19 protein-coding genes are annotated in these 22,802 nt (G+C 64.7%); 13 read left to right on the top strand and 6 right to left on the bottom strand.

Going from position 1 to position 22,802, the window contains the following annotated elements:
• Positions 1-34: 34 nt before the first annotated feature.
• The 4 genes from PZ895_RS18500 to PZ895_RS18485 are packed head-to-tail and all read right to left on the bottom strand — an operon-like array spanning position 35 to position 3,183.
• On the bottom strand, positions 35-811 hold the full coding sequence (locus PZ895_RS18500; RefSeq protein ID WP_275840456.1) for an SDR family oxidoreductase: 777 nt from the start codon (positions 809-811) through the stop codon (positions 35-37).
• Positions 812-833: 22 nt separating this feature from the next.
• Complete coding sequence (locus tag PZ895_RS18495) at positions 834-1,868, bottom strand: phosphotransferase family protein (RefSeq protein WP_275840455.1); 1,035 nt, start codon at positions 1,866-1,868, stop codon at positions 834-836.
• Positions 1,865-2,356: a MaoC family dehydratase gene (locus PZ895_RS18490; protein WP_275840454.1), complete on the bottom strand. Its 492-nt coding sequence runs from the start codon at positions 2,354-2,356 to the stop codon at positions 1,865-1,867. The genes PZ895_RS18495 and PZ895_RS18490 overlap by 4 nt, the downstream gene beginning before the upstream one ends.
• Positions 2,357-2,367: 11 nt before the next feature.
• Positions 2,368-3,183, bottom strand: a complete 816-nt coding sequence (locus PZ895_RS18485; protein ID WP_275840453.1) for an SDR family oxidoreductase — start codon at positions 3,181-3,183, stop codon at positions 2,368-2,370.
• Positions 3,184-3,339: 156 nt separating this feature from the next.
• On the opposite strand from PZ895_RS18485, the gene PZ895_RS18480 reads away from it, so the two are divergent.
• From PZ895_RS18480 to PZ895_RS18435, 10 genes are all read left to right on the top strand, one after another.
• Positions 3,340-3,984, top strand: a complete 645-nt coding sequence (locus tag PZ895_RS18480; RefSeq protein WP_275840452.1) for a TetR/AcrR family transcriptional regulator — start codon at positions 3,340-3,342, stop codon at positions 3,982-3,984.
• A gap of 14 nt (positions 3,985-3,998) precedes the next feature.
• Positions 3,999-5,231 (top strand): acyl-CoA dehydrogenase family protein, encoded by a 1,233-nt coding sequence (locus tag PZ895_RS18475; RefSeq protein WP_275840601.1) that lies wholly within the window; start codon positions 3,999-4,001, stop codon positions 5,229-5,231.
• 2 nt (positions 5,232-5,233) lie between these two features.
• Positions 5,234-6,202 carry an NADPH:quinone oxidoreductase family protein gene (locus PZ895_RS18470; RefSeq protein ID WP_275840451.1) on the top strand — a complete coding sequence of 323 codons (969 nt, stop codon included), beginning with the start codon at positions 5,234-5,236 and terminating at the stop codon, positions 6,200-6,202.
• Between the two features lie 10 nt (positions 6,203-6,212).
• Entirely contained in the window at positions 6,213-7,247 is a 1,035-nt protein-coding gene (locus PZ895_RS18465; RefSeq protein WP_275840450.1) for a zinc-binding dehydrogenase, read from the top strand.
• A gap of 108 nt (positions 7,248-7,355) precedes the next feature.
• Entirely contained in the window at positions 7,356-8,225 is an 870-nt protein-coding gene (locus PZ895_RS18460) for a branched-chain amino acid ABC transporter permease (RefSeq protein ID WP_275840600.1), read from the top strand.
• A 4-nt stretch (positions 8,226-8,229) separates the two neighbouring features.
• Entirely contained in the window at positions 8,230-9,330 is a 1,101-nt protein-coding gene (locus PZ895_RS18455; RefSeq protein WP_275840449.1) for a branched-chain amino acid ABC transporter permease, read from the top strand.
• Complete coding sequence (locus tag PZ895_RS18450) at positions 9,327-10,112, top strand: ABC transporter ATP-binding protein (protein ID WP_275840448.1); 786 nt, start codon at positions 9,327-9,329, stop codon at positions 10,110-10,112. The genes PZ895_RS18455 and PZ895_RS18450 overlap by 4 nt, the downstream gene beginning before the upstream one ends.
• A complete protein-coding gene (locus PZ895_RS18445) occupies positions 10,109-10,921 on the top strand; it encodes an ABC transporter ATP-binding protein (RefSeq protein WP_275840447.1) in 813 nt (270 codons plus the stop codon). The genes PZ895_RS18450 and PZ895_RS18445 overlap by 4 nt, the downstream gene beginning before the upstream one ends.
• A gap of 22 nt (positions 10,922-10,943) precedes the next feature.
• Complete coding sequence (locus tag PZ895_RS18440; protein WP_275840446.1) at positions 10,944-12,833, top strand: long-chain fatty acid--CoA ligase; 1,890 nt, start codon at positions 10,944-10,946, stop codon at positions 12,831-12,833.
• Between the two features lie 48 nt (positions 12,834-12,881).
• Complete coding sequence (locus PZ895_RS18435; protein WP_275840445.1) at positions 12,882-14,066, top strand: ABC transporter substrate-binding protein; 1,185 nt, start codon at positions 12,882-12,884, stop codon at positions 14,064-14,066.
• An 87-nt stretch (positions 14,067-14,153) separates the two neighbouring features.
• Here PZ895_RS18435 and PZ895_RS18430 read toward each other — a convergent pair whose 3' ends face one another.
• Entirely contained in the window at positions 14,154-17,288 is a 3,135-nt protein-coding gene (locus PZ895_RS18430; RefSeq protein ID WP_275840444.1) for an efflux RND transporter permease subunit, read from the bottom strand.
• Positions 17,289-17,340: 52 nt separating this feature from the next.
• Positions 17,341-18,519 carry an efflux RND transporter periplasmic adaptor subunit gene (locus PZ895_RS18425; RefSeq protein WP_275840443.1) on the bottom strand — a complete coding sequence of 393 codons (1,179 nt, stop codon included), beginning with the start codon at positions 18,517-18,519 and terminating at the stop codon, positions 17,341-17,343.
• Between the two features lie 289 nt (positions 18,520-18,808).
• Here PZ895_RS18425 and PZ895_RS18420 point away from each other — a divergent pair, with 289 nt between their 5' ends.
• Genes PZ895_RS18420 through PZ895_RS18410 form a run of 3 tightly spaced genes read left to right on the top strand, consistent with a single transcriptional unit; the run spans position 18,809 to position 22,743 of the window.
• The gene (locus PZ895_RS18420) at positions 18,809-20,179 is read left to right on the top strand and encodes a glutamine synthetase family protein (RefSeq protein WP_275840442.1); all 1,371 of its coding nucleotides are present in this window, start codon (positions 18,809-18,811) and stop codon (positions 20,177-20,179) included.
• Between the two features lie 15 nt (positions 20,180-20,194).
• Complete coding sequence (locus PZ895_RS18415; protein ID WP_275840441.1) at positions 20,195-21,577, top strand: aldehyde dehydrogenase family protein; 1,383 nt, start codon at positions 20,195-20,197, stop codon at positions 21,575-21,577.
• Between the two features lie 8 nt (positions 21,578-21,585).
• Positions 21,586-22,743: an iron-containing alcohol dehydrogenase gene (locus tag PZ895_RS18410; protein ID WP_275840440.1), complete on the top strand. Its 1,158-nt coding sequence runs from the start codon at positions 21,586-21,588 to the stop codon at positions 22,741-22,743.
• The last annotated feature ends 59 nt before the right edge of the window (positions 22,744-22,802 follow it).

Here is a 22,802-nt window from a genome sequence, read left to right as displayed (position 1 = left end):
AACCGCAGCGCGCCGGTCCCTTTCCCAAACAGGGTTAAACGGCCGTTATGCCGCCATCGGCAGCCAGGGTCTGGCCGGTCATGAAGGAATTCTGCGGACAGCCGGCGAACAGCATCACCTCGATCACCTCGTCGACCTCCGCCAGCCGGCGCATCGGCACGCCGCGCACCAGTTCCTTCTCGCCCGATGCGGCGTCCTCTCCCAGCGCGCCGAGCGCGTCGGTGGCCATCGGGGTGCGGGCATAGGAGGGGCAGACGGCATTGATGCGGATGCCCTTGGAGGCATATTCGGCCGCCGCCGAGCGCGTCAGGCCGACGACGCCGTGCTTGGCCGCTGAATAGACGCTGAGCCGCGGCGCGCCGGCGATGCCGGCGACGGATGCGACGTTGACGATCGCGCCCCGCGTGCCGTCGCGGCGATATTGCCGTTCGAGCACCGGCAACTGGTATTTCATGGCGTAGAAGACGCCCATCAGGTCGATGTCGATGACGCGGCGCGCCTCACCTGAATCCATCAGCGGCAGCTTGGAGAAGGCGTGCGCGATGCCGGCATTGTTGAAGGCGACGTCGAGTCGGCCGAAGCGCGCGACGGTCAGGTCGACGAGATCGCGCGAATGTTCTTCCTGCGAAACGTCGCCCGCAAGCGTCGTGGCCTTGTCGCCGAACGGGGCCGCGACCACACCCAACTCCGCCTCGCGAATGTCCGAAAGGACGAGATTGGCGCCTTCTTCGGCCAGACGTTCGGCGAGCCGCTTGCCGAAGCCGCCGCCCGCGCCGGTGACGATCGCCGTCAGCCCCTCGTAACGCTTCATGTCATGTTCCCCGCTAGCCGGCTCACTTGCCGGTCTTGATGGTTTCGACGGCGAGTTCGGCCAGAAGCGTCACCGCCTTGCCATAGGTCTTCGCCTTTTCAGGATTGGACGCGTTGCCGTCGAGGGCGCGCTTGTAGACGCCCTGGCAGATGGCCGCGAGGCGGAAGAAGGAAAAGGCGACGTAATAGGTCCAGTTGTCGATGCCCGCGATGCCGCGGCGCTCGCAATAGGCTTCGACATACTCGGCTTCGGTCGGCAGGCCGAGCGCCTTGCGGTCGATGCCGCCCAGCCCCTTGAAGGCGGATGAGTGCGGCAGGCGCCACTGCATACACTGGTAGGAAAGGTCCGCATAGGGGTGGCCGAGCGTCGACAGTTCCCAGTCGAGAACCGCGACCACCTGCGGCGCGTCGGCGGAAAAGATCATGTTGTCGAGCCTGTAATCGCCATGGACGAGCGAGACCACGCCGTCGTCGGGAACCGCGTGATGCTCCAGCCAGGCGAGCAGCGTCTCCATGTCCTCGATGCGGCCCGTTTCCGAGGCGCGATACTGGCTCGACCAGCGCGCGAACTGGCGGTCGAAATAGCTGCCCGGCCGGCCGAAATCGGCAAGGCCGGCGGCCTCGACATCGACCGAATGCAGCGCCGCCAACACCCGGTTCATGTCGTCATAGATCGCCTTGCGCTCGGCATTGTCCCTGGCGTCGGGCAGGGCGGGGTCCCAGAAGATGCGCCCGTCGACGAAGTCCATCACGTAGAACATGCGCCCGATCGGCGAATCCTCCGGCGCCAGATGGACCATGTTGGGCACCGGCACGCCGGTCGACGCGAGCGCCTTCATGACGCGGAATTCGCGGTCGACCTGATGGGCCGATTTCAACAGTTCGCCCGGCGGCTTGGCGCGCAGCACGTAGCGCCCGCTTGCCGCTGTCAGGAGATAGGTCGGGTTCGACTGGCCGGCATTGAACTTCTTGATGTCGGCAAGACCGGAAAAGCCGGGTATCGCGGCTTCGAGATAGGGCGCGAGCGTCTCGGCATCGAGAATGTTGGGATCGCTCATGCCTGGGCTTCCTCGCGTTGCAGGACGGCAAGCGTCAGCCAGCGCGCCGTCAAGGCGGGCTTCTTGACGCCCTCGATCTCCACCGTCACGTCGGTCGCCACCTGTATCCAGCCGGAGGGCCGCACATTGACGTCGGCGAGGACGAACCGGCCGCGCACGCGCGCGCCGGTCTTCACCGGGGTCACGAAGCGAACCTTCTCGAACCCGTAATTGACGCCCATTTCGGCATTGGCCAGCGGCGGGATCGATTCATAGGAAAACACCGAGAGCAGCGACAGCGTCAGGAAGCCATGCGCGATCGTGCCGCCGAAGGGTGTCTCGGCGGCGCGCACGGGGTCGACATGGATGAACTGGTGGTCGTCGATCGCGTCGGCGAACATGTCGATCATGCTTTGGGTGACCGTGCGCCACGGCGACACCCCGATCTCGTTGCCGACATTTGCCACCAGCCGGTCGATGTCGACCGGCTCCAGACGGGGACCTTCCATGGCTGAAACCCTTATTCCTTGAACAACGACATGCCGTGCTGGACGGACTGCCCGCCGTCGATCGGCAGAATCGCGCCCGTCACGTAGCTTCCGGCTTTCGAGCACAGATACAGCGTCGCTCCCGCAATGTCATGCGGCGCGCCGATCCGGCCGAGCGGAACGCGCGAGCCGACATGGTCGGCCTGTTCCTCGGTCGCCGTGGCAAACGCCGTCATGCGGCTCTGGAAGGGGCCGGGCGCGAAGGCGTTGACGGTGATGCGCCGTCCCGCAAGCTCGATCGCCAGCGTCCGCGTCATGTGATGCACCGCCGCCTTCGAGGCGGTGTAGGAATAGGCGCCGTCGGCGATCGGCTGCGTGCCCATCACCGAACCCAGATTGACGATCCGCGCCGGGTCCTCGTGACTGGCCGCGCGTTCGAGTTCGGGCAGGAGTTCGCGCGTCAGGTGGAAGAGCCCGGTGACGTTGACGTTCATCACCTTCGCCCATGCCGAATAGGGAAACTCGGAGAGTTCCGCTCCCCAGGAAATGCCCGCATTGTTGAACAGGATGTCGAGCTTGTCGGTGCGGTTCCTGACCTCGGCGACGAGGGCCGCGACGCCTTCCTCGGAGGACACGTCGCCGCCGAAGCCCTCGGCCGTGCCGGGCATTCCCATCGCGTTCAGTTCCTCGGCGGCGCGGGCGCAGTCATGGCCCTTGCGCGAGGCGATCAGAACGCGGGCGCCGCCCTGCATCAGCGCGGTCGCCGCCATGCGGCCGATGCCGGTCGCCGCGCCGGTGACGAGCGCGGTCTTGCCGCGCACGGAAAAAAGGTCCTCGACAAAGCTCATCGTTCCTCCCGGAGAAGTTTTGCTGCGGCGTTTCGAAGCCGCGTTGACAACATACCCGATAGTATGTTCATCATTCGACATCCGTAAAGGCCCTTCGTGAAAACCGGCAGGAGACCGGTGGAGGGCAGGCGGAAGGGCGGGAGGAAATCGCTTCGCATGGGCCTCGGCATACGGGAACGCACGCTCGACAGTTCGCGCACCGCCATCCTGGAGGCGGCGGCGCGCTGCTTCCACGAGCGCGGATATGCGGCGACGTCGATCGACGACGTGGCCCGCGCGTTGCAGTCGACCAAGGGCCGCATCTACCATCATTTCGAATCCAAGGCCGACCTCTTCGCCGAGGTTTTCCGTGCCGGGATGGACATGAACTATGTTGCGCTCGAACCGCTGCGCAACATGAAGGGCGAGGCGCATCAGCGCTGGCGGCGCTTCGCCTGGGTCCATGTCGACCAGATGATCACCACCCGCGCGTTCCAGCGCGTCGTGTGGATGGGCGTCGAGATGTATCTGACCGGCGCGCCGACGCCGCATCAGCGGGCGCTGTTCGAGGAATTGTTCGAAACCCGCTCGCGTTACGGCGACATTTTCCGCACCCTCATCGCGGAGGGCCGCGAAAACGGCCATTTCCAGTTCGCCAATCTCAGCGTCGCGAACCAGTTGATGTTCATGACGCTCAATTCGCCGATCTTCTGGTACTCGCCGCGCACCGGGGAAACCCGCGCCGATATCGAGGATCTCATCGCACAAGTCGTCACCTGCGCCTGGCGCGGGCTGGGCGGCACGGAAGGAGCCGGTAAATGAGCGTCAATCCCGAGATGAACCTCGCCATGAGCGAGAAGGTCCGGCCGCTGCACGAGAAGGTCGCGCGCATGGTGCGCGAGGAGATCATGCCGCTCGACGAGGAATTTCTGTCCGAGATCGGCAAGGATGGCGACCGCTGGGCCTATACGAAGCGCCAGACCGAGATCATGGAGGGGCTGAAGGCCAAGGCGCGCGAGCGCGGGCTGTGGAACTTCTGGCTCACCCATTCCGACCGGGGCTACGGCCTGACGACGGTCGAATACGCCTATCTGGCTGAGGAAATGGGCAAGGCGCATCTGGGCGCGGAGACCTTCAATTGCTCGGCGCCCGACACCGGCAACATGGAAGTGCTGGAACGCTATGGCGCGCCCGAGCACAAGGAACGCTGGCTGAAACCGCTTTTGAACGGCGAAATCCGCTCCGCCTATCTGATGACCGAGCCGGACGTGGCCTCGTCCGACGCCACCAACATCGCCATGCGCTGCGAGCGCGACGGCGACGATTACGTGCTCAACGGCGAGAAATGGTGGTCGTCCGGCGCCGGCGATCCGCGCTGCAAGATCTACATCACCATGGTCGCCTCGCCTTCGGCGGACCGGCCGAAGCATCAGCAGCATTCGATGATCCTGGTCCCGGCCGATGCGAAGGGCATCACCAAGCTGCGGGCCATGCAGGTCTATGGCGACGACGACGCGCCGCATGGCCATCTGCATCTGAAATTCGAGGATGTCCGCGTGCCGGCGTCGAACCTGATCCTCGGCGAGGGCAGAGGCTTCGAGATCGCGCAGGGGCGCCTCGGACCGGGCCGCATCCATCATTGTATGCGCGCCATCGGCCAGGCGGAAATGGCGCTCGAACTGATGTGCAAGCGTTCGCTTCGCCGCGAGGCGTTCGGCAAGAAACTCGCGCAGCTCGGCGCCAATTTCGACATCATCGCGGAGTGCCGCATGGAGATCGAGATGGCGCGGCTTCTGTGCCTCAAGGCGGCCTGGATGATCGACCAGGGCGACAAGAAGGCGGCAGCGCCGTGGATCAGCCAGATCAAGGTCGTCGCGCCGCGCGTCGCGCTCAAGGTCACCGATGAGGCCGTGCAGATGTATGGCGGGCAGGGCATCAGCCAGGACACCCCGCTCGCCCGCTCCTGGACCCACCTGCGCACCCTGCGCCTCGCCGACGGCCCCGACGCCGTCCACCGCCGCCAGGTCGCCCGCGAGGAACTGAAGAAGTACACGCAGGAGAAGGTGTGACAATGAAAGCCATCGTCGCCCACGACTACGGGCCGCTCGACACGCTCACCTACGCGGATTGGCCGGAGCCGGAAGTCGGCCCGAAGACCGTCGTCATCGATGCCGCGATGATCGGTGTCAATTATCCCGACGGCCTTCTGGTGCAGGGCCTTTACCAGATGAAACCCGAGACGCCCTTCGTGCCTGGCATGGAGGTGGCGGGCCGCGTCTCGGCCATCGGCGAAGGCGTGACGCGCTTCAAGATCGGCGATCGGGTCGGCTCGGTTTCCGCGCTTGGCGCCTATGCCGAGAAGGTGGCGGCCGACGAGAGTGCCGTCATGCCTTTGCCGGACGGCCTCACCGATGAAGACGCCTGCGCGCTGATGTGCGGGTTCGGCACCGCGCACCATGCGCTCAAGCAGCGCGGCCAGTTGCAGCCCGGCGAGACGCTGTGCGTCCTCGGCGCATCGGGCGCGACAGGCGTCGCGGCGGTCCAGATCGGCAAGGCGATGGGCGCGAAGGTGATCGCGGTCGCCTCGACCCCTGATAAGCAGAACGTGGCGAAACAGGCCGGCGCCGACATCGTGCTCGGCTACGACAATCTCAAGGACGCGCTCAAGCAGGCGACCGGCGGCAAGGGCGTTGATGTCGCTTTCGACCCGGTCGGCGGCGAGGGCTTCGACGTTCTCTCCCGCTCGATGGGCTGGGGCGGGCGCCTGCTCGTCATCGGCTTTGCCTCCGGCACGATCCCGAAGCTTCCCGTCAACCTCACGCTGGTCAAGGGCTACAGCGTCGTCGGCGTCTTCTGGGGCGCCTTCACCGCCAAGGAGCCCAAGGTCAATGCGGACAACATGAAGGAACTGATCGGCTGGCATCTGGCCGGCCAGATCAAGCCGGTCATCGAGGGCGTCTATCCGCTCTCGGACGCGTCTTCCATCCTCGAACGCGTCCTCAATCGCGGCGCGACCGGCAAGATCGTCCTGAAGCCGTGAAGGAGACATCATGACTCTTCCCAAGACGATGAACGCTTTGCTCCTCAAGAATGACGGCTATGCGCGCGCGCATTCCGGCACGGCGCTCGAAGCCATGGAGCCCTATGTCGAACAGGCGACCATCGAGGTGCCGGAGCCCGGCCCGAGCCAGGTTCTGGTCAAGGTCGCGCTCGCCTCGATCAACCCGTCCGACGTCATGTTCCTGAAAGGGCTTTACGGCCAGCCCCGGAAAAAGGGCCAGCCCGCCGGTTTCGAGGGCGTTGGCGAAGTGGTCGCGGCCGGCGCCGAGGCGCAAGGCCTCGTCGGCAAGCGCGTCGCCTTCGCCACCGGCCTTTCCAACTGGGGAAGCTGGGCCGACTACGCTATCGCCGAAGCCGCCGCGTCGATCCCGATCATGGACGGCGTGCGCGACGAGGATGCGGCCGCGATGATCGTCAACCCGCTCACCGCGCTCGCCATGTTCGGCATCGTCAGGGACGAGGGCGAGAAGGCTTTCGTCGTCACCGCCGGCGCGAGCCAGTTGTGCAAATTGATGATCGCGGTGGCGAAGGACGAGGGCTACCGCCCCATCGCCATCGTGCGCCGCGACGACCAGATCGAGCCCTTGAAGGCCATCGGCGCGGCGCATGTGCTGAATGCGGAAAGCGCTGATTTCGACCGCCAGCTCGCCGAGGTGCTGGGCTCCGAAAAGCCGCGCATCTTCCTCGACGCCGTCACCGGGCCGCTCGCCGCCAAGGTGTTCCATACGATGGGCAAGCGCGCGCGCTGGATCGTCTATGGCCGGCTCGATCCGGAAACGACGCCCATCGTCGAGCCCGGCCAGATGATCTTCATGCACAAGAAGATCGAGGGTTTCTGGCTCACCGAGTGGATGCGCTCGGCCGGCAACGACAAGCGCATGGCCGCCGTCGTCGAGGCGCAGAAGCGCTTTGCCGACGGGCGCTGGAAGACGGACGTGACCGCGATCGTGCCGCTTGCCGAAGCGGTCGATCGGGTGGCCGGGGAGCTTGCCCGGCCGAACGGGAAGGTATTCATCAGGCCATGACGAAAAGGTGCGCGGGAGGAGCTTGCGCACCCGTTCTGGCAGCTTAAGGTTGAAGGACATCGCGGCGTCAGATCGCGTGTCATAAAGTGGAGGAGAACGTCCTTGGACGTGTTGCAGCTCATCGTCAGCGGCCTTGCGAATGGCTGCGTCTACGGCCTCATCGCCATGGGGTTCGTGCTGATCTACAAGGCGACCGAAGCGGTGAATTTCGCCCAGGGCGATTTCATGATGCTCGGCGCCTTCATCTGCCTCGGCCTCACCAATCCGCAATTCATGGGCCTGCCTTTCTGGGTATCGGTGCCGATCGCCATCGCGATCATGGGCGCCTTCGGCTATGCGCTGGATCTGGTGGTGCTGCGGCGCATGTTCGGCCAGTCGCAGATCGCCATCGTCATCCTCACCATCGCCCTCGGCTTCGTGCTGCGCTTTGCCGCCGGCGTCATCTGGGGGCACGAGCCGATCTCGCTCGCCTCGCCCATCGCCGGCCGCGACGTGCGCTTTGCCGGCGTGGTGCTCGGGCTCGACGAGGTGATGGTGATCATCGTCACCGCCGTTCTGACGCTGCTGCTCTACCTCTATTTCAACCGCACCAAGCTCGGCGTCGCTATGCAGGCGTCGTCGCAGAACCAGCTCGCCGCCTATTACATGGGCATCCCGGTCAAGCGCATCCATTCGCTGATCTGGGCGCTGTCGGGCATGACGGCGGCAGTCGCGGGCATCCTCTTCGCCTCCAAGGGCTCCATCGACCCGTCGATCGGGCTTCTGGGCATCAAGGCGTTCGCGGCGGCGGTCATCGGCGGCTTCGGCTCGCTGCCGGGTGCGCTTCTGGGCGGCATCATCGTCGGCCTGATCGAGCCCTTCTCGGGCCGCTACATGCCTTCCGGCTATTCGCAGATCATGCCGTATCTCCTGCTCTTCCTCATCCTGATTTTCCGACCGCACGGCATCCTCGCCCAGGTCCACGCGAAGAAGGTGTGAGGGCATGAGAACCGTTTTCAAGACGTCCTACGACGCCGACATCAACCTCTTTCGCCACCCCCAGCAGATGGGCTGGTATCTGGCGCTGTTCGCGCTGGCGCTGGCGCTGCCCTTCATGCTATCCACCTTCGCGCTCGGCGAGGCGACGAACGTCCTCATCTGGGCCATCGCCTGCATGGGGCTGATGATCCTCGTCGGCCAGTCGGGACAGGCGAGCCTCGGCCATGCCGCGTTCCTGGCCATCGGCTGCTATGCCAACATCCTGCTTCAGACGCGGCTCGGCCTGCCCTTCCTGATCTCGTTCCCGCTCGCGGGGCTGATCGCGGGCATCGCCGGCGCCCTGATCGCCATGCCGATGACCAAGCTGCACGGCATCTATCTGGCCATCGGTACCATCGCCGTCGTCATCCTGGTGGAGGATTTCATCGTCATCGCGACGCCGCTGACCAATGGCGTCATCGGCCTCATCGCCCCGCCGATCCAGATTTTCGGCCTGGTGATCGACCGCTACTCGACACCGAACCTGCTCTACTACCTGACGCTCGGAATCACGCTTCTGGTCGTGCTGTTCTACCGCAACCTTTTGCGCTCGCCGCTCGGCCGCTCCTTCGCCGCGATCCGCGATTCGGAGATTTCGGCGCAGGCGATGGGCGTCAACGTGGCGCGCACCAAGACGGTCGCCTTCGGCATCTCCACCGGCATCACCGGCCTCGCCGGCGCGCTGATGGGCCACTATGCGGGCATCTTCAACAACGAGACCTTCAATCTCATCATCTCGATCCAGCTTCTGCTCGCCATCGTCATCGGCGGGCTGGGCTCGATCCACGGCGCCTTCTTCGGCGCGGCTGTCGTCGCGATGCTGCCGCAGTCGATCGCGGTCGCGCGCGACTTCCTGACCCGCATGATCGGCGGCGGCTCGATCGCGATCCCTGGCATGGAGACGGCGATCTTCGGCCTGATCCTGATCCTGTTCATCCTGTTCGAGCCGATGGGCATCTATGGCCGCTGGGTGAAGATCCGAACCTATTTCGAGCTCTTCCCCTTCTATCGGAAGGACATGTTCCGCCGCCAGAAAGCCTATCTCAAGACGGAGCGGATGCGATGAGCTTGCTCGAACTCGACAATGTCACGCTGCGCTTCGGCGGCCTCACCGCCGTCAGCGAGGTTTCCTTCTCCGTCGAGGAAGGCGAGGTCTTCGCGCTGGTCGGCCCCAACGGCGCCGGCAAGTCGACCATCTTCAACCTGATCAGCCGCATCTACGATCCGGCGGAAGGCGACATCCGCTTCGACGGCAAGTCGATCCTCGACAGGAAGCCGCACGAGATCGCGCGGCTCGGCATCGCCCGCACCTTCCAGAACATCGAACTCTTCGATCATGCGACGGTGATGCAGAACCTGCTCGTCGGCCGTCATCGCCATCGCCACAGCCGCATGTGGTCCGAGCTTTTATTCACGCCCTTCGTGCGCTCGGAAGAGCGCCGCCACCGCGAGGCGATCGAGAAGGTGATCGACTTCCTCGATCTCCAGGCTTATCGCGACAAGTACATCGCGGGCCTTCCCTATGGGGTGCGCAAGGTGGTCGAGATGGGCCGCGCGCTCGCCATCGAACCGCGCCTTCTCCTGCTCGACGAGCCGGCCTCGGGCCTTTCGGTCGAGGAAACGCAGGACGTCGCCTTCTGGGTCGAGGACATCAAGAAGCAGATGGGCGTCACCGTGCTGATGGTCGAGCACGATATGCATCTCGTCGCCTCGGTGTCGGATCGCGTTCTGGCACTCGCCGACGGCAAGATGCTCGCCATGGGAACGCCGCATGAGGTGCAGAACCATCCCAAAGTGGTGGAGGCCTATATCGGCGTCGCCGACGAACACGAAAAGGTGCTGGCATGACCATGACCGCGCAGCCGACGCCGCAGGCGGCCGTCGAAGCCAAGACCATCCTTTCGATCAAGAACCTCGAAAGCTATTACGGGCCGATCATGGCGATCCGCGGCGCAAGCCTAGACGTGCGCGAAGGCCAGATCGTCACGGTCCTCGGCGCCAACGGCGCTGGCAAGACGACGCTGCTCAAGACCATTTCCGGCGTCATGGACCCTGAAAAGGGCCAGATCTTCTATGCCGGGCAGAACATTGCCGGCGCCAATCCCGACAAGGTGGTGCGGCTCGGCATGGTGCATGTGCCGGAAGGCCGCGAAGTCTTTCCCCTCCTGACCGTAGAGGAAAATCTCAAGATGGGCGCCTTCACGCGCTCGGATGCCGACGGCGTCGCCCGAGACGAGGAGATGGTCTATGGCTATTTCCCGATCCTCGCCGAACGGCGCAAGCAGGCTGCCGGCACCTTGTCGGGCGGCCAGCAGCAGATGCTCGCTATCGGACGCGGCCTGATGGCCAAGCCGAAGATCATGCTTCTCGACGAGCCCTCGCTCGGCCTGTCGCCGATCCTCGTCAAGGAAATCTTCCAGATCGTGCGCCGGCTCAACAAGGAACAGGGCGTCACCATCATGCTGGTCGAGCAGAACGCCAAGGTGGCGCTCGAAGTCGCCGACTATGGCTATGTCATGGAACTCGGCCGCATCGTCATGGCCGATACGGCGGACCGGCTCCTGGCCTCAAAGGACGTCCAGGAATTCTATCTCGGCGTGGTCGAGGAAACCCAGCGCGGCCAGAAGCGCTGGAAGCAGAAGAAGACGTGGCGATGAGCGGATTCGGGAGGAGACCGACATGACGATCGCGGAGAAACTGCCGCCCATGCAGACCGTGCGCGGCCATTCCTTCAATCAGGATCTTCAGCGCGCGCCGTTCTATTTCGACGGCTGCGACACGCTGGTGAAGCTCTTTCGCCAGCGCTGCCAGGAACTCGGGCCGAAGATCGCGCATCGCGAGAAGGATTTCGGCATCTGGCTGTCCTATAGCTGGACCGATTTCTACGACCATGCCCGACTGATCGGTCTCGGTCTGTTGGCGCTCGGCCTGAAGCGGGGCGAGGTGGTCTCCATCCTGTCGGAAGACAACAAGGAGTGGATCTACGCCGATCTCGGCATCCAGTCCGTGGGCGGCATCGCGTCGGGCGTTTACACGACCGATTCGGCCAAGCAACTCCAATATCTCGTCAACGATTCCGACAGTCGCTTCCTGTTCGTCGAGAATGACGAGCAACTCGACAAGTTTCTGTCCGTGCGGGACCAGATGCCGGGACTGTCGAAGGTCATCGTCTTCGACCGTGACGGGCTGCACGAATTCGCCGACGAGCAGGTCGTCTTCCTCGACGACCTCTACCGGATCGGCCGCGAGTTCCTGAAGGAAAATCCCAACCGCTTCGACGAGGAGATCGCCAAGTCGCAGCCGCAGGATACGGCGATCCTCGTCTACACCTCCGGCACGACCGGCCCGCCCAAGGGTGCGATGATCAGCCACCAGAACATCATCGTGTCGATCATGGGATCGGCGCTGACTCTGCCCGTCACGCCCGAGGACGAGCAGGTCTGCTTCCTGCCGCTCTGTCACATCCTGGAGCGCCTCATCACCGTCTTCACGCCGATCGGGCTGAAATCGACGGTCAACTTCGCCGAAAGCCCGGAAACGGTCTTCGACAATGTCCGCGAAGTCTCGCCGCACGTCTTCACCGGCGTTCCGCGCGTGTGGGAAAAGGTCTACAGCCGCATCTCCATCATGGCCAACGATGCCACGCCGATCGGCCGCTGGGCCTACGCCCAAGCGGTGAAGACCGGGATGAAGCGGGCGGCGGCGCTGGAGGCGGGCGATCCGGTTCCGACCGGAACCAGGCTCGCCTATGCGTTCTGGGACTTCATGGTGCTCGGCAATCTGCGCCGGATGCTCGGCTTCGACCGGCTGCGGCGCGGGACGACCGGCGCAGCGCCGATCTCGCCCGACCTTCTGAAATGGTACAAGGCCGTCGGCATCACCGTTCTGGAAGGCTACGGCATGACCGAAAGCTCGGGCGTCATCTCGATCAACCTTCTGGACGATGCGAAGAACGGCAGCGTCGGCAAGGTCGTTCCGGGATCGCAGATCCGCATCTCGCCGGAAGGCGAGATCCAGTATAAGGGCGCCAATGTCTTCAAGGGCTATTGGAACAAGCCCGACAAGACCGCCGAGACGATCAGCGAGGACGGCTGGCTGCGAACCGGCGACGTGGGCCGCATCGACAATGAGGGCTTCCTGTTCGTCACCGGCCGCGTCAAGGACATCATCATCACCGCCGGCGGCAAGAACATCACCCCGGCCGAGATCGAGAACCGGCTGAAATTCAGCCCTTACATCTCGGATGCGGTGGTCATCGGCGACAAGCGCAAGTTCCTGTCCTGCCTGATCATGATCGATCAGGAAAACGTCGAAAAGTTCGCGCAGGATCGCAAGGTGCCGTTCAACAATTTCAAGTCACTATGCGCGGCGCAGGAGGTGCGCGACCTGATCGGTTCCGTCGTGGAGGAGACCAACCGCGAATTCGCCCGCGTGGAGCAGATCAAGGATTTCAGGCTCATCGACGTCCTCTTGACCGCCGAGGACGAGGAACTGACGGCGACGATGAAGCTGAAGAGAAGTTTCGTCGAGCAGAAGCACAAGCCTCTGATCGACGAGATGTACGGGTGAGGAGAACCGTACGAAAACAATGCGGAACAACCCCAGGAGGAGTTTGAAATGAGACTGTTGTTCGGAAAATCCATTCTCGCGCTCGGGCTTGCCGCCGGCATGTCCACGGCGGCCTTCGCCACGCAGGGCGTCACCGACACGGAAGTCGTGATTGGCTCGAACGGCGACCTGTCCGGCATCTTCGCCGCTTTCAATGTCGGCGCCATCAAGGCGGCGCAGAACATGTTCGACGAGATCAACGCGGAAGGCGGCATCCACGGCCGGCAGATCCGCTTCGTCGTCGAGGATCACGGCTACCAGGTGCCGCGCGCCGTCCAGAACTTCAACAAGCTGGTCAATTCCGACCAGGTCTTCGCGATGATCCTGAATCTCGGCACGCCGCACAACATCGCCGGCTTCCAGATCATGGAGCCCAAGCAGGTGGCCAATATCGGCCCGCTCACTTCGGCGCGGCAGATGCTCGAAGGCGACATCACCTACAAATATTCGGGCTTCGCGGCCTATTATGACGGCCTGCGCGCCGGCATCAAGATGCTGGCCGAGGAGGGTGGCGACGAGGTGGCGAACATCTGCTCGATGTATCTGCCGTCCGATTTCGGCCTCGAAGTTCATGAAGCCGCCGTCGACGAGGCCGCCGAACTCGGCCTCAACTTCGCCGGCGAGACGACGCACCGTCCCGACGAGCAGGATTTCGTCGGCGCCGTCACGCGCCTGCGCGAGCTCGATTGCGACATCATCGCCACCGGCGTCGGCGTGCGCCAGACGATCATCGCGCTCGGCACCGCCAAGCGTCTCGGCTGGAACGACGTCAAGTTCATCGGCTCGTCGGCCGGCTTCAACACCGCGATCGCCAAGGTCGAGGGCGGCGTGACGGAAGGCTATTACGCCGCCGCCGGCTGGGCCGACCATGAAGAGCGGATGGACAATCCGGAAGTCAGGGCTTGGGCCGAAGCCTATCAGCAGAAGAACGGCGAGCCTGCCGGCACCGCCGCGATCCTCGGCCATGGCGCCGCCACGACCCTCGTTCGCGCGCTCGAAGCCGCCGGTCCGGATCTGACGGCCGAAAGCTTCAAGGACGCCATGGAAAGCCTCGAATATACCGACGTGATCTCCGGCGACATCCCGGTCAGCTACGGCCCGGACGATCACCAGGGCGGCGCGACGATCGTGATCTCCAAGATCGAGGGCGGCATGTGGCGCGAGGTCGGCCGCATCGACCCGACCGCGGAATAGAGGCAAGTCGCCGACTGATCCTCGCATCCTCAAAACGACGCCGCCCGCATTTCGGGCGGCGTTTTTCGTGACGGTCCGCTGGCGTGGTTACTCGCCGGGCGCAAGCCTGGCTTCGGCCGCCGCGGCGCGGGTCAGTTCGCGGTCGAGCCGCTTTTCCTCCTCCACCTTCGGCGTGATGAAGCGGCCGAAGAGAAGATAGGCGATGGGCGTGAGATAGATCGTGGCGACGGTCGACAGACCCAGCCCGCCGACAATGACCCAGCCGAGCGCGATGCGCGCCTCGGCGCCCGCGCCCGACGCGAGCACCAGCGGCAGGCCGCCGACGATTGTGCATAGCATAGTCATCATCACGGGCCGCAGGCGGATGTTGGAAGCCTGTTCGATCGCATCGCGCACACCCAGCCCGCGGTCGCGGAGCTGATTGGCGAATTCGACGATCAGGATGCCGTTCTTGGCCATGATGCCGACCAGCAGGACGAGCCCGATCTGCGAATAGACGTTGAGACTGGTGCCGGTCAAAAGCAGGGCGAAGACCGCGCAGGCAAGCCCGAGCGGCACCGTCGCCATGATGATGACCGCACTCATCGGGCTTTCGAACTGAGCCGACAGGACGAGGAAGACGATGACCAGCGCGAAGGCCATGATGGTGAACATCGCGTTCGAGGTCTCGCCCAGCGTGGCGGCCTCGGCCAGCGGCTGGAGCCGGCTTCCGGCCGGCAGATGCTCGGCCGCCATCGCCTGTACAGCCGCCAGTGCCTCGCCGAGCGGAAAGTCGTCGCCGAGCGCCGAGGTGATCGCGACGGATCGCAGTTGCTCCTCGCGGTCGAGTGCGGGCGGCACCGCGATCTCCTGCATCGAGGCAATGGTCGAGACCGGCACGAAGCGGTCGTCGCGGGTCTTCAGATAGATGTTTTCGAGGTCAGTCGGATCGTTTATCGGATGGGTCGTGGAGACGAGCTTGACTGCATATGAGCGGTCCTCGATGAAAACCTCGCCGATTTCCCGACCGTCGAGCAGCGCCTGCAATGCTTGCGACAGGCCGGAGATCTCGATGCCGAGGTCGGATGCGCGCTCGCGGTCGATGGCGACGGATAGCTGCGGCTGCGTCGTCTCGGTCGAGAGCCGCGGCTGGCGGAAGCGCGGATCACGCTCCATATCCGCGAGGATCGCCTGCGCGGCTTCGCCGAGCCGCTCGTAGCTGTTGCCCAAAAGCGCGAATTGCAGGCCCGAACCGGCACCGCGGATGCCCAGGCTGTTGGGCTGGAAGCCGAAGGCGCGCACCCCCGGCACCGCCGTGACCAGCCCGTTGACCTCGTCGAGGATGGCCTGCTGGCTGCGCTCGCGCTCGCTCCAGGGGGCCAGGGTCATGACCATGAAGCCGTTGTTGTTCTGACCGCCCTGACCGGCGAGCGAGAAGGTCGAGACCACTTCGCCCGAGGCGCGCAGCGGCTGGATCAGCGCCTCGATCTGCGCCATCTGCTGGGCGAGATAGTCGATAGACACGCCCTGCGGCGCCGAGATGCGCAGGAAGACGGAGGAGCGATCCTCGGGCGGCGTCAGTTCGGAATTGATGGTGCCGAAGAGCGCGGCGGCTGTGCCTGCGAAGATCGCCGCGACCATCACGACGACGATCGGCGCGTTGAGGCAGGCGCGCAGCGAGCGCCGGTAAAGCTCGGCCATCACCGCGCCGACACGGTCGAGGACACTCGGCTTGCGATCCCTGTCGTCTTCGGCCGAGCGCAGGATGCGCGAGGCCAGCATGGGGCACAGCGACAGCGCGACGATCGACGACAGGAAAACCGAAAAGGCCATCACGAAGCCGAACTCGCGGAAGAGGCCGCCCGCCTGGCCGGGCAGGAAGGAGAGCGGCACGAAGACCGCGACGAGCGTTGCCGTGGTGGCCAAAATCGCGAAGAACACCTCGCGCGTGCCGAGAACGGCTGCGGCGCGGGGGCCCATGCCTTCGTTGCGCCGGCGCACGATGTTCTCCAGAACCACGATGGCGTCGTCGACCACGAGCCCGGTTGCCAGGACCATGGCGAGCAGGGTCAGGATGTTGAGCGAGAATCCGGTCAGGTAGATCGCCGCGATCGTGCCGATCAGCGCGACCGGCATCGTCACGGCGGGAATGATCGTGGCGCGCGCGTCGCGCAGGAAGACGAAGATGATGACCAGAACGATGGTCACCGCCATGCCGAGCGCGAGTTGGACCTCGGTGATCGCGCCCTGGATGAAGGTTGCGTCGTCGCTCGTCACCCAGATGCGCATGTCCTCCGGCAGGTTCGGACGGATGCGCTCGACCGCCTCGCGCACGCCTTGCGAAATGTCGAGCGTGTTGGACTGCGCGGCGCGGATGATGCCGAGGCCGATGCCGGGTCGCCCGTCCGAGCGAAGCTGGGACTCGCCGATGTCGGGTCCGAGCGTGACATTGGCGATGTCGCGCAGGCGCGTCGTGCCGTCGACCACCAGATTCTCGAAGTCCTCCGGCGTCGTCACCGGTGCGGTGGCGCGAACCACCAGGTTCTGGGTGTTGGAGGTCAGGCTGCCCGCCGGCGTGTCGAGCGAGATCGTGTTGAGCGCCGTCTGAATGTCGGCGACGGTCAGGCCGAGGCTTGCCAGCCGGTTCTGGTCGATGTCGATGCGGAATATCTTGTCGCGGCCGCCATAGACCTGCACGTCGGCCACGCCCGGAACCGAGGCGAAGGCGTCGACGACCTCGTCCTCGACGAAGACGGTCATGTCCTGGATCGTCATCGATTCGGACGTGACCGAAAGGCGCATGATCGCCTGGGCGTTGTCGTCCGCCTTGATGATCAGCGGCGCGTCGGCATTGTCGGGCAGGCGGTTCTGGATGCGGCTCACCGCATCGCGCATGTCGGAAGCGGCCGTGTCGAGATCAATATTGTCGTTGAATTCGACAGTGACGCGCGATCGGCCGAAGGAGGAGGAGGAGGAGATCGACGAGACGCCCGGAACGCGTGATATCGCGCCTTCCAGAACGGAGGTCAGTTCGCGGTCGATGCTCTCGGCGGCGGCGCCCGTATAGTCCGTGCGCACCGTGATCACCGGGCGATCGACATCGGGCAGTTCCCGGATTTCGACGCCGAACCAGGCGGCAAGTCCGGCCACCGCGATCAGGGTGCTGATGACGAAGGCGAGCACGGGACGGCGCACGAAGAGCGCGGTGATGCCGTACTGGCTGTCGGTCGACGATCCGCTCACGACTTCACCTTTGCGCCGGTTCGGCTTTTCTTGCGGTCTTGCGTCATGGGACTCATGAGCCGCGCGCGGCGGTTTCGGGGGTTACGGCCGGTTCGCCGCGGCGCTGCGCGATGCGCACGTCGCCGCCGTCGCGCACCAGATGGATGCCTTCGGTCACGACCTGGATGCCCGGCTCGACTTCGGCTGCGATCAGGATCGAATCGGAGTTGCGCTGGACAATGCGGACGGGCGTGCGGCGGGCGACGCCGCCTTCGATGGTCCAGATGAACGCGCCGTCCGTGCCCCACTGGACCGCCAGCGGGTCGACGGAGGGATAGGTGTCGCCGGGAAAGCGCATCGCGACCTGGAACGACATGCCGGCCCGCAGCCGGTCGGACGGGTTGTCGATGCGAGCTTCCACGCGCAACGTGCGGCTTTGCGCGTCGATGCGGTTGTCGATGGCGCTCACCTGTCCGCGAAACACTTCGGCGGGGCGCGACACGAGGGCTGCCTCCACAAAGTCGCCGACGGCGATCATGCCCGAAAAACGCTCCGGAACCCAGAAATCGACCAGGATGGAGGAACGGTCGTCGATGGCGGCGACCTCCGTTTGATTGGTCACGTAGTTGCCGACCGACACCGGGAGAATGCCGACGACGCCCGAAATCGGCGCCTCGACGTCGCGCCGTGCCAGTGACAGTTCGGCATCTCGCAAGGCGAGCCGTGCGTTTTCCACTTCAAGCTGCGCTTCGGTCACCTGCACCTGCGAGGCCGTGTTGGAGGAACGGAGCTGGTTGACGCGATCGAGCCGTGCCTGCGCGTCTTCGAGCTGGAAGCGAGCGCGGTCGACCGCGATCGTCTCGGCTTCGGCGTCCAGCCGCGCGATCGTTTCGCCCGCCTCGACCGTCGAACCCGAGCGCACGAGAATTTCCGTCAGCCGTCCGGAGACGAAGGGCGTCACGGTCACCGATTCGACGGCGCGGCCGGTGCCGATCGCCTGCAAGCGATCGTTGATCGTGGCGGTGGCGATCGGAGCCGTTATCACGCCGCCCCCGGTCACGCCGCCGCCGCCAGCGCCGCCTCGGCCCTGTCCACCTCGCGCAGCAGGGGCGGACGCCTGTGTTGCGGCCGGCGCCGTCCCGATGCCATAGCTGGCCAATGTCTCGCGTGATCCGGGTACGAAGAAAACCCAGGCCGCGATGCCGATGGCAAGCAAGGCGACGCAGACGATGAGCTGTTTCCAGATCGGCATGGGTTACTCCGGTTCATGTCCCGGCTGCGGCGGGCGAAATAAGGATGTTGATGTAAATGCGACCGCAGGCGGATTGCGGCGAACGATGCGCGCCGTCTTACGATTTATGCCAGCAGGTGCCCGGCCATGCACCAGTTTTGTTGTTAAATATCGGTAAGGAAACGCCGATCCGGCACATCCTTTCCCGCTGGCGGGTTGCACGATAGCGTGATGTAACTGTCATCGTCGTGCCCGGCCGATTTGCAGGGAGACAGGAAAAAGCGCTGCGGCGCCGAACAGAGGGCCATGAATGACCGGATCGCTATCCTTCGACGCATTGAAGAAGCTCGTTGCCGACGGGTCGATCGATACCGTCCTCGTCGCCGCCGCCGACATGCAGGGCCGTCTCATCGGCAAGCGCTTTACGGGCCGCCATTTCGTCCAGACCGCCCATGACGAGACGCATGGATGCAACTACCTGCTCGCCAACGACATCGATATGGAGCCGGTGCCCGGCTACAAGGCGGCAAGCTGGCAGAAGGGTTATGGCGATTTCGTCATCAAGCCGGACCTGTCCACCATCCGCCTGACGCCGTGGCTGGAAAAGACCGCGCTGGTCCTCTCCGACCTTCTCGACCACCACAGCCACGAAGACCTCGCCCATTCGCCGCGCGCGATCCTCAAGCGCCAGGTCGAGCGCCTCAAGGAGCGCGGCTATCTCGCCTATTTCGCTTCCGAGCTCGAATTCTACCTTTTCGAGGAAAGCTACGAGAGCGCCCGCGGGCAGGGCTGGAAGGACCTGCGTACCGCCTCGCCGCATATCGGCGACTACCTCATCCAGATCACGTCGAAGGAAGAGGACTACATGCGGGCGCTGCGCAACGGCCTCGAGGAAGCCGGCATCCCGGTCGAAAACTCGAAAGGCGAGTGGGGTCCGGGGCAGGAGGAGATCAACGTCTATTATTCCGACGCGCTCGAAATGGCCGACCGGCACGTCTTTTTGAAGAACGCCGCCAAGGAAATCGCGCATCTGCAAGGCAAAGCCGTCACCTTCATGGCCAAATACGACTATGCGCTCGCCGGAAATTCGAGCCATATCCACAATTCGATCTGGTCTGCCAACGGCAAGACGCCGCTCTTCTTCGACAAGAAAAGCGAATACTCGATGACCCCGCTGATGCGCTCATGGGTCGCCGGCCAGCTCAAATATGCCGCCGACTACACCTGGTTCCTCGCGCCTTACGTCAATTCCTACAAGCGCTTCCAGGCCGGCACCTTCGCGCCGACCAAGATGATCTGGAGCCGTGACAACCGCACCGCCGGCTTCCGGCTTTGCGGGGAGGGGACCAAGGGCATCCGCACCGAATGCCGCATCGGCGGCGCGGACTTGAACCCCTATCTCGCCTTCGCCGCGCTGATCGCCGCCGGCCTTGCCGGCATCGACGAGAAGCTCGATCTTCCCGCACCTTTCGAGGGCGACGCCTATCAGGGCGCCGACCTGCCCGAAATCCCCAAGACCCTGCGCGCCGCCATCGCCACGCTGGAGCGTTCCGACATGCTGCGCAACGCGCTCGGCCACGACGTCGTCGAGCACTATCTTCACACCGCGCGATGGGAGCAGATGGAATACGACCGCCGCGTCACCGACTGGGAACTCCATCGCGGCTTCGAGCGGTATTGAAAACCGGAGACTGAAATGGACACGATCAAGCTCATCTCGCCCATTGACGGCTCGGTCCATGCCGAGCGCCCGGTTGCGAGCGATGCCGAAATCAATGCGATCACCGAGCGCGCGAAAACCGCGCAGATCGCCTGGGCCGAGACGCCGCTCGCCGAGCGCGGCCGGTATCTCCTCGCTTTCCTCGAAGCGCTTCTCGCCATGAACGAGGAAATCGTGCCGGAACTCGCATGGCAGATGGGACGGCCCGTCCGCTATGGCGGGGAGAAGGGCGGGGTCGAGGAACGCACGCGCTACATGGTCGACCTTGCGGCCGCCGCGCTCGCCGACGTCATCCCGCACGACGCGAAGCCTGGCTTCCACCGCTATCTGCGCCGCGTGCCGCTCGGCATCGTCCTCGTCATCGCGCCGTGGAACTATCCGTATCTCACCGCCATCAACACCATCGTCCCGGCGCTGATGGCCGGCAACGCCGTCATCCTCAAGCACGCCGCGCAGACGCTCCTCGTCGGCGAGCGCTTCGCCAAAGCCTTCGACGCAGCCGGCCTGCCGAAGGGCGTCTTCCAGAACGTCGTCCTCAATCACGCCCAGACCGAAAAGCTGCTCGGCTCGGGCCGGATCGACCATTGCAATTTCACCGGCTCGGTGGCCGGCGGACGCGCGATCGAGAAAGCCGCCGCCGGCACCTTCATGACGCTCGGCCTCGAACTTGGCGGCAAGGACCCGGCCTATGTCCTGCCCGACGTCAGGCTCGACCACGCCGTCGCCAACCTCGTCGACGGCGCGTTCTACAATTCGGGCCAGTGCTGCTGCGGCATCGAGCGCGTTTATGTCCACGAGAAAGTCTATGACGATTTCGTCGAAGGCTTCATCGCCGGGACGAAGACCTACGTCGTCGGCAACCCGCTCGACGAGGCGACCACCATGGGTCCGATGGCGCAACCGCGCTTTGCCGATTTCGTGCGCGAGCAGAAGGCCGAGGCGCTGCGCAAGGGCGCCGTCGCCCATGTCGGCATGAAGGTCGAGAACGACCGTGACGGCTCGCCCTATCTCGCGCCCGAAGTCCTGACCAACGTCAACCACCAGATGAGCGTCATGCGCGAGGAGAGTTTCGGTCCCATCGTCGGCATCATGAAGGTGCGCGACGACCACGAAGCCATACAATTGATGAACGACAGCCCCTACGGCCTCACCGCCTCGCTCTGGACCACCGACGCGGACCGCGCCGCAACCCTCGGCGACCGGATCGAGACCGGCACCGTCTTCATGAACCGCTGCGACTATGTCGATCCCGGCCTCGTGTGGACGGGCGTCAAGGACACCGGCAAGGGCGGCGCCATGGGCCGCACCGGCTACGACAACCTCACCCGGCCCAAGGGCTATCATTTGCGCGAAGTTTGATCACCGACATGACCCTCATTTCCAAGTGGAATTTTCCCACCACAATCCTGTTCGGCCCTGGCCGCATCTCCGAACTCCCGGCCGTGCTGAAATCCGCCGGCATCGCGCGTCCGCTTTTCGTGACCGATCCGGGCCTCGCCAAGCTCCCCGTCGTCGCAGATACGTTCGCGATCCTCGACAAGGCCGGCGTCGACTACGCCGTCTTTTCCGACGTCAAGCCGAACCCCGTCGAGTCCAACCTTGCTGCGGGCATCGCCGCCTTCAAATCCGGCAGCCATGACGGCGTCATCGCCTTCGGCGGCGGTTCGGCGCTCGATCTCGGCAAGCTCGTCGCCTTCCAGGCCGGGCAGTCGCGCCCGATCTGGGATTTCGAGGATGTCGGCGACTGGTGGACCCGCGCCGATTCAGCCGCCATCGCGCCCGTCATCGCCGTGCCGACCACTGCGGGAACCGGCTCCGAGGTCGGCCGCGCCGGCGTCCTCACCAACGAGGCGACGCATACGAAGAAGGTCATCTTCCACCCGAAAATGCTGCCCGTCACGGTCATCGCCGATCCCGAACTCACGGTGGGAATGCCCAAGGCGATCACCGCCGGCACCGGCATGGACGCGCTCGCGCACTGCCTCGAAGCCTACTGCGCCCCCGGCTACCACCCGATGGCCGACGGCATCGCGCTCGAAGGCATTCGGCTGGTCCTCGAAAACCTGCCGCGCGCCTATGCCGACGGCACCGACATCGAGGCGAGGGCGCACATGATGTCGGCCGCCGCCATGGGCGCAACCGCGTTCCAGAAGGGCCTCGGCGCGATCCATTCGCTGTCGCACCCGATCGGCGCGCTCTACGACACCCATCACGGCATGACGAACGCGCTCTTCATGCCCCATGTGCTCGATTTCAACCGCCCCGCCATCGAGGAGCGCCTCGAGCGCCTCGCCGCCTATTGCGGCATTTCGGGCGGTTTCGACGGTTTCCGCCGGAAGATCATGGACCTTCGCACCGAACTGTCGGTACCCTCGACCCTGCGCGACCTCATTCCGGGCCTCGACATGGACGAGGCGCGCCGCGACCTCATCGCCGAGATGGCGATCGTCGATCCGACGGCCGGCGGCAACCCGGTCGAACTGACCAAGGAGGCCGCGCTGGCGCTTCTCGAAAAGTCGATGTGAGGAAATTCGCGTGCGATGAGGGGTGACTAGGTCAGTAATCCTGTCCTAAATTGCCCCAA

It is taken from the genome of Mesorhizobium sp. YIM 152430, assembly GCF_029210365.1.
In the GTDB taxonomy this organism is placed as follows: domain Bacteria; phylum Pseudomonadota; class Alphaproteobacteria; order Rhizobiales; family Rhizobiaceae; genus Aliihoeflea.
This window is presented reverse-complemented; position numbering and strand designations above follow the sequence as displayed.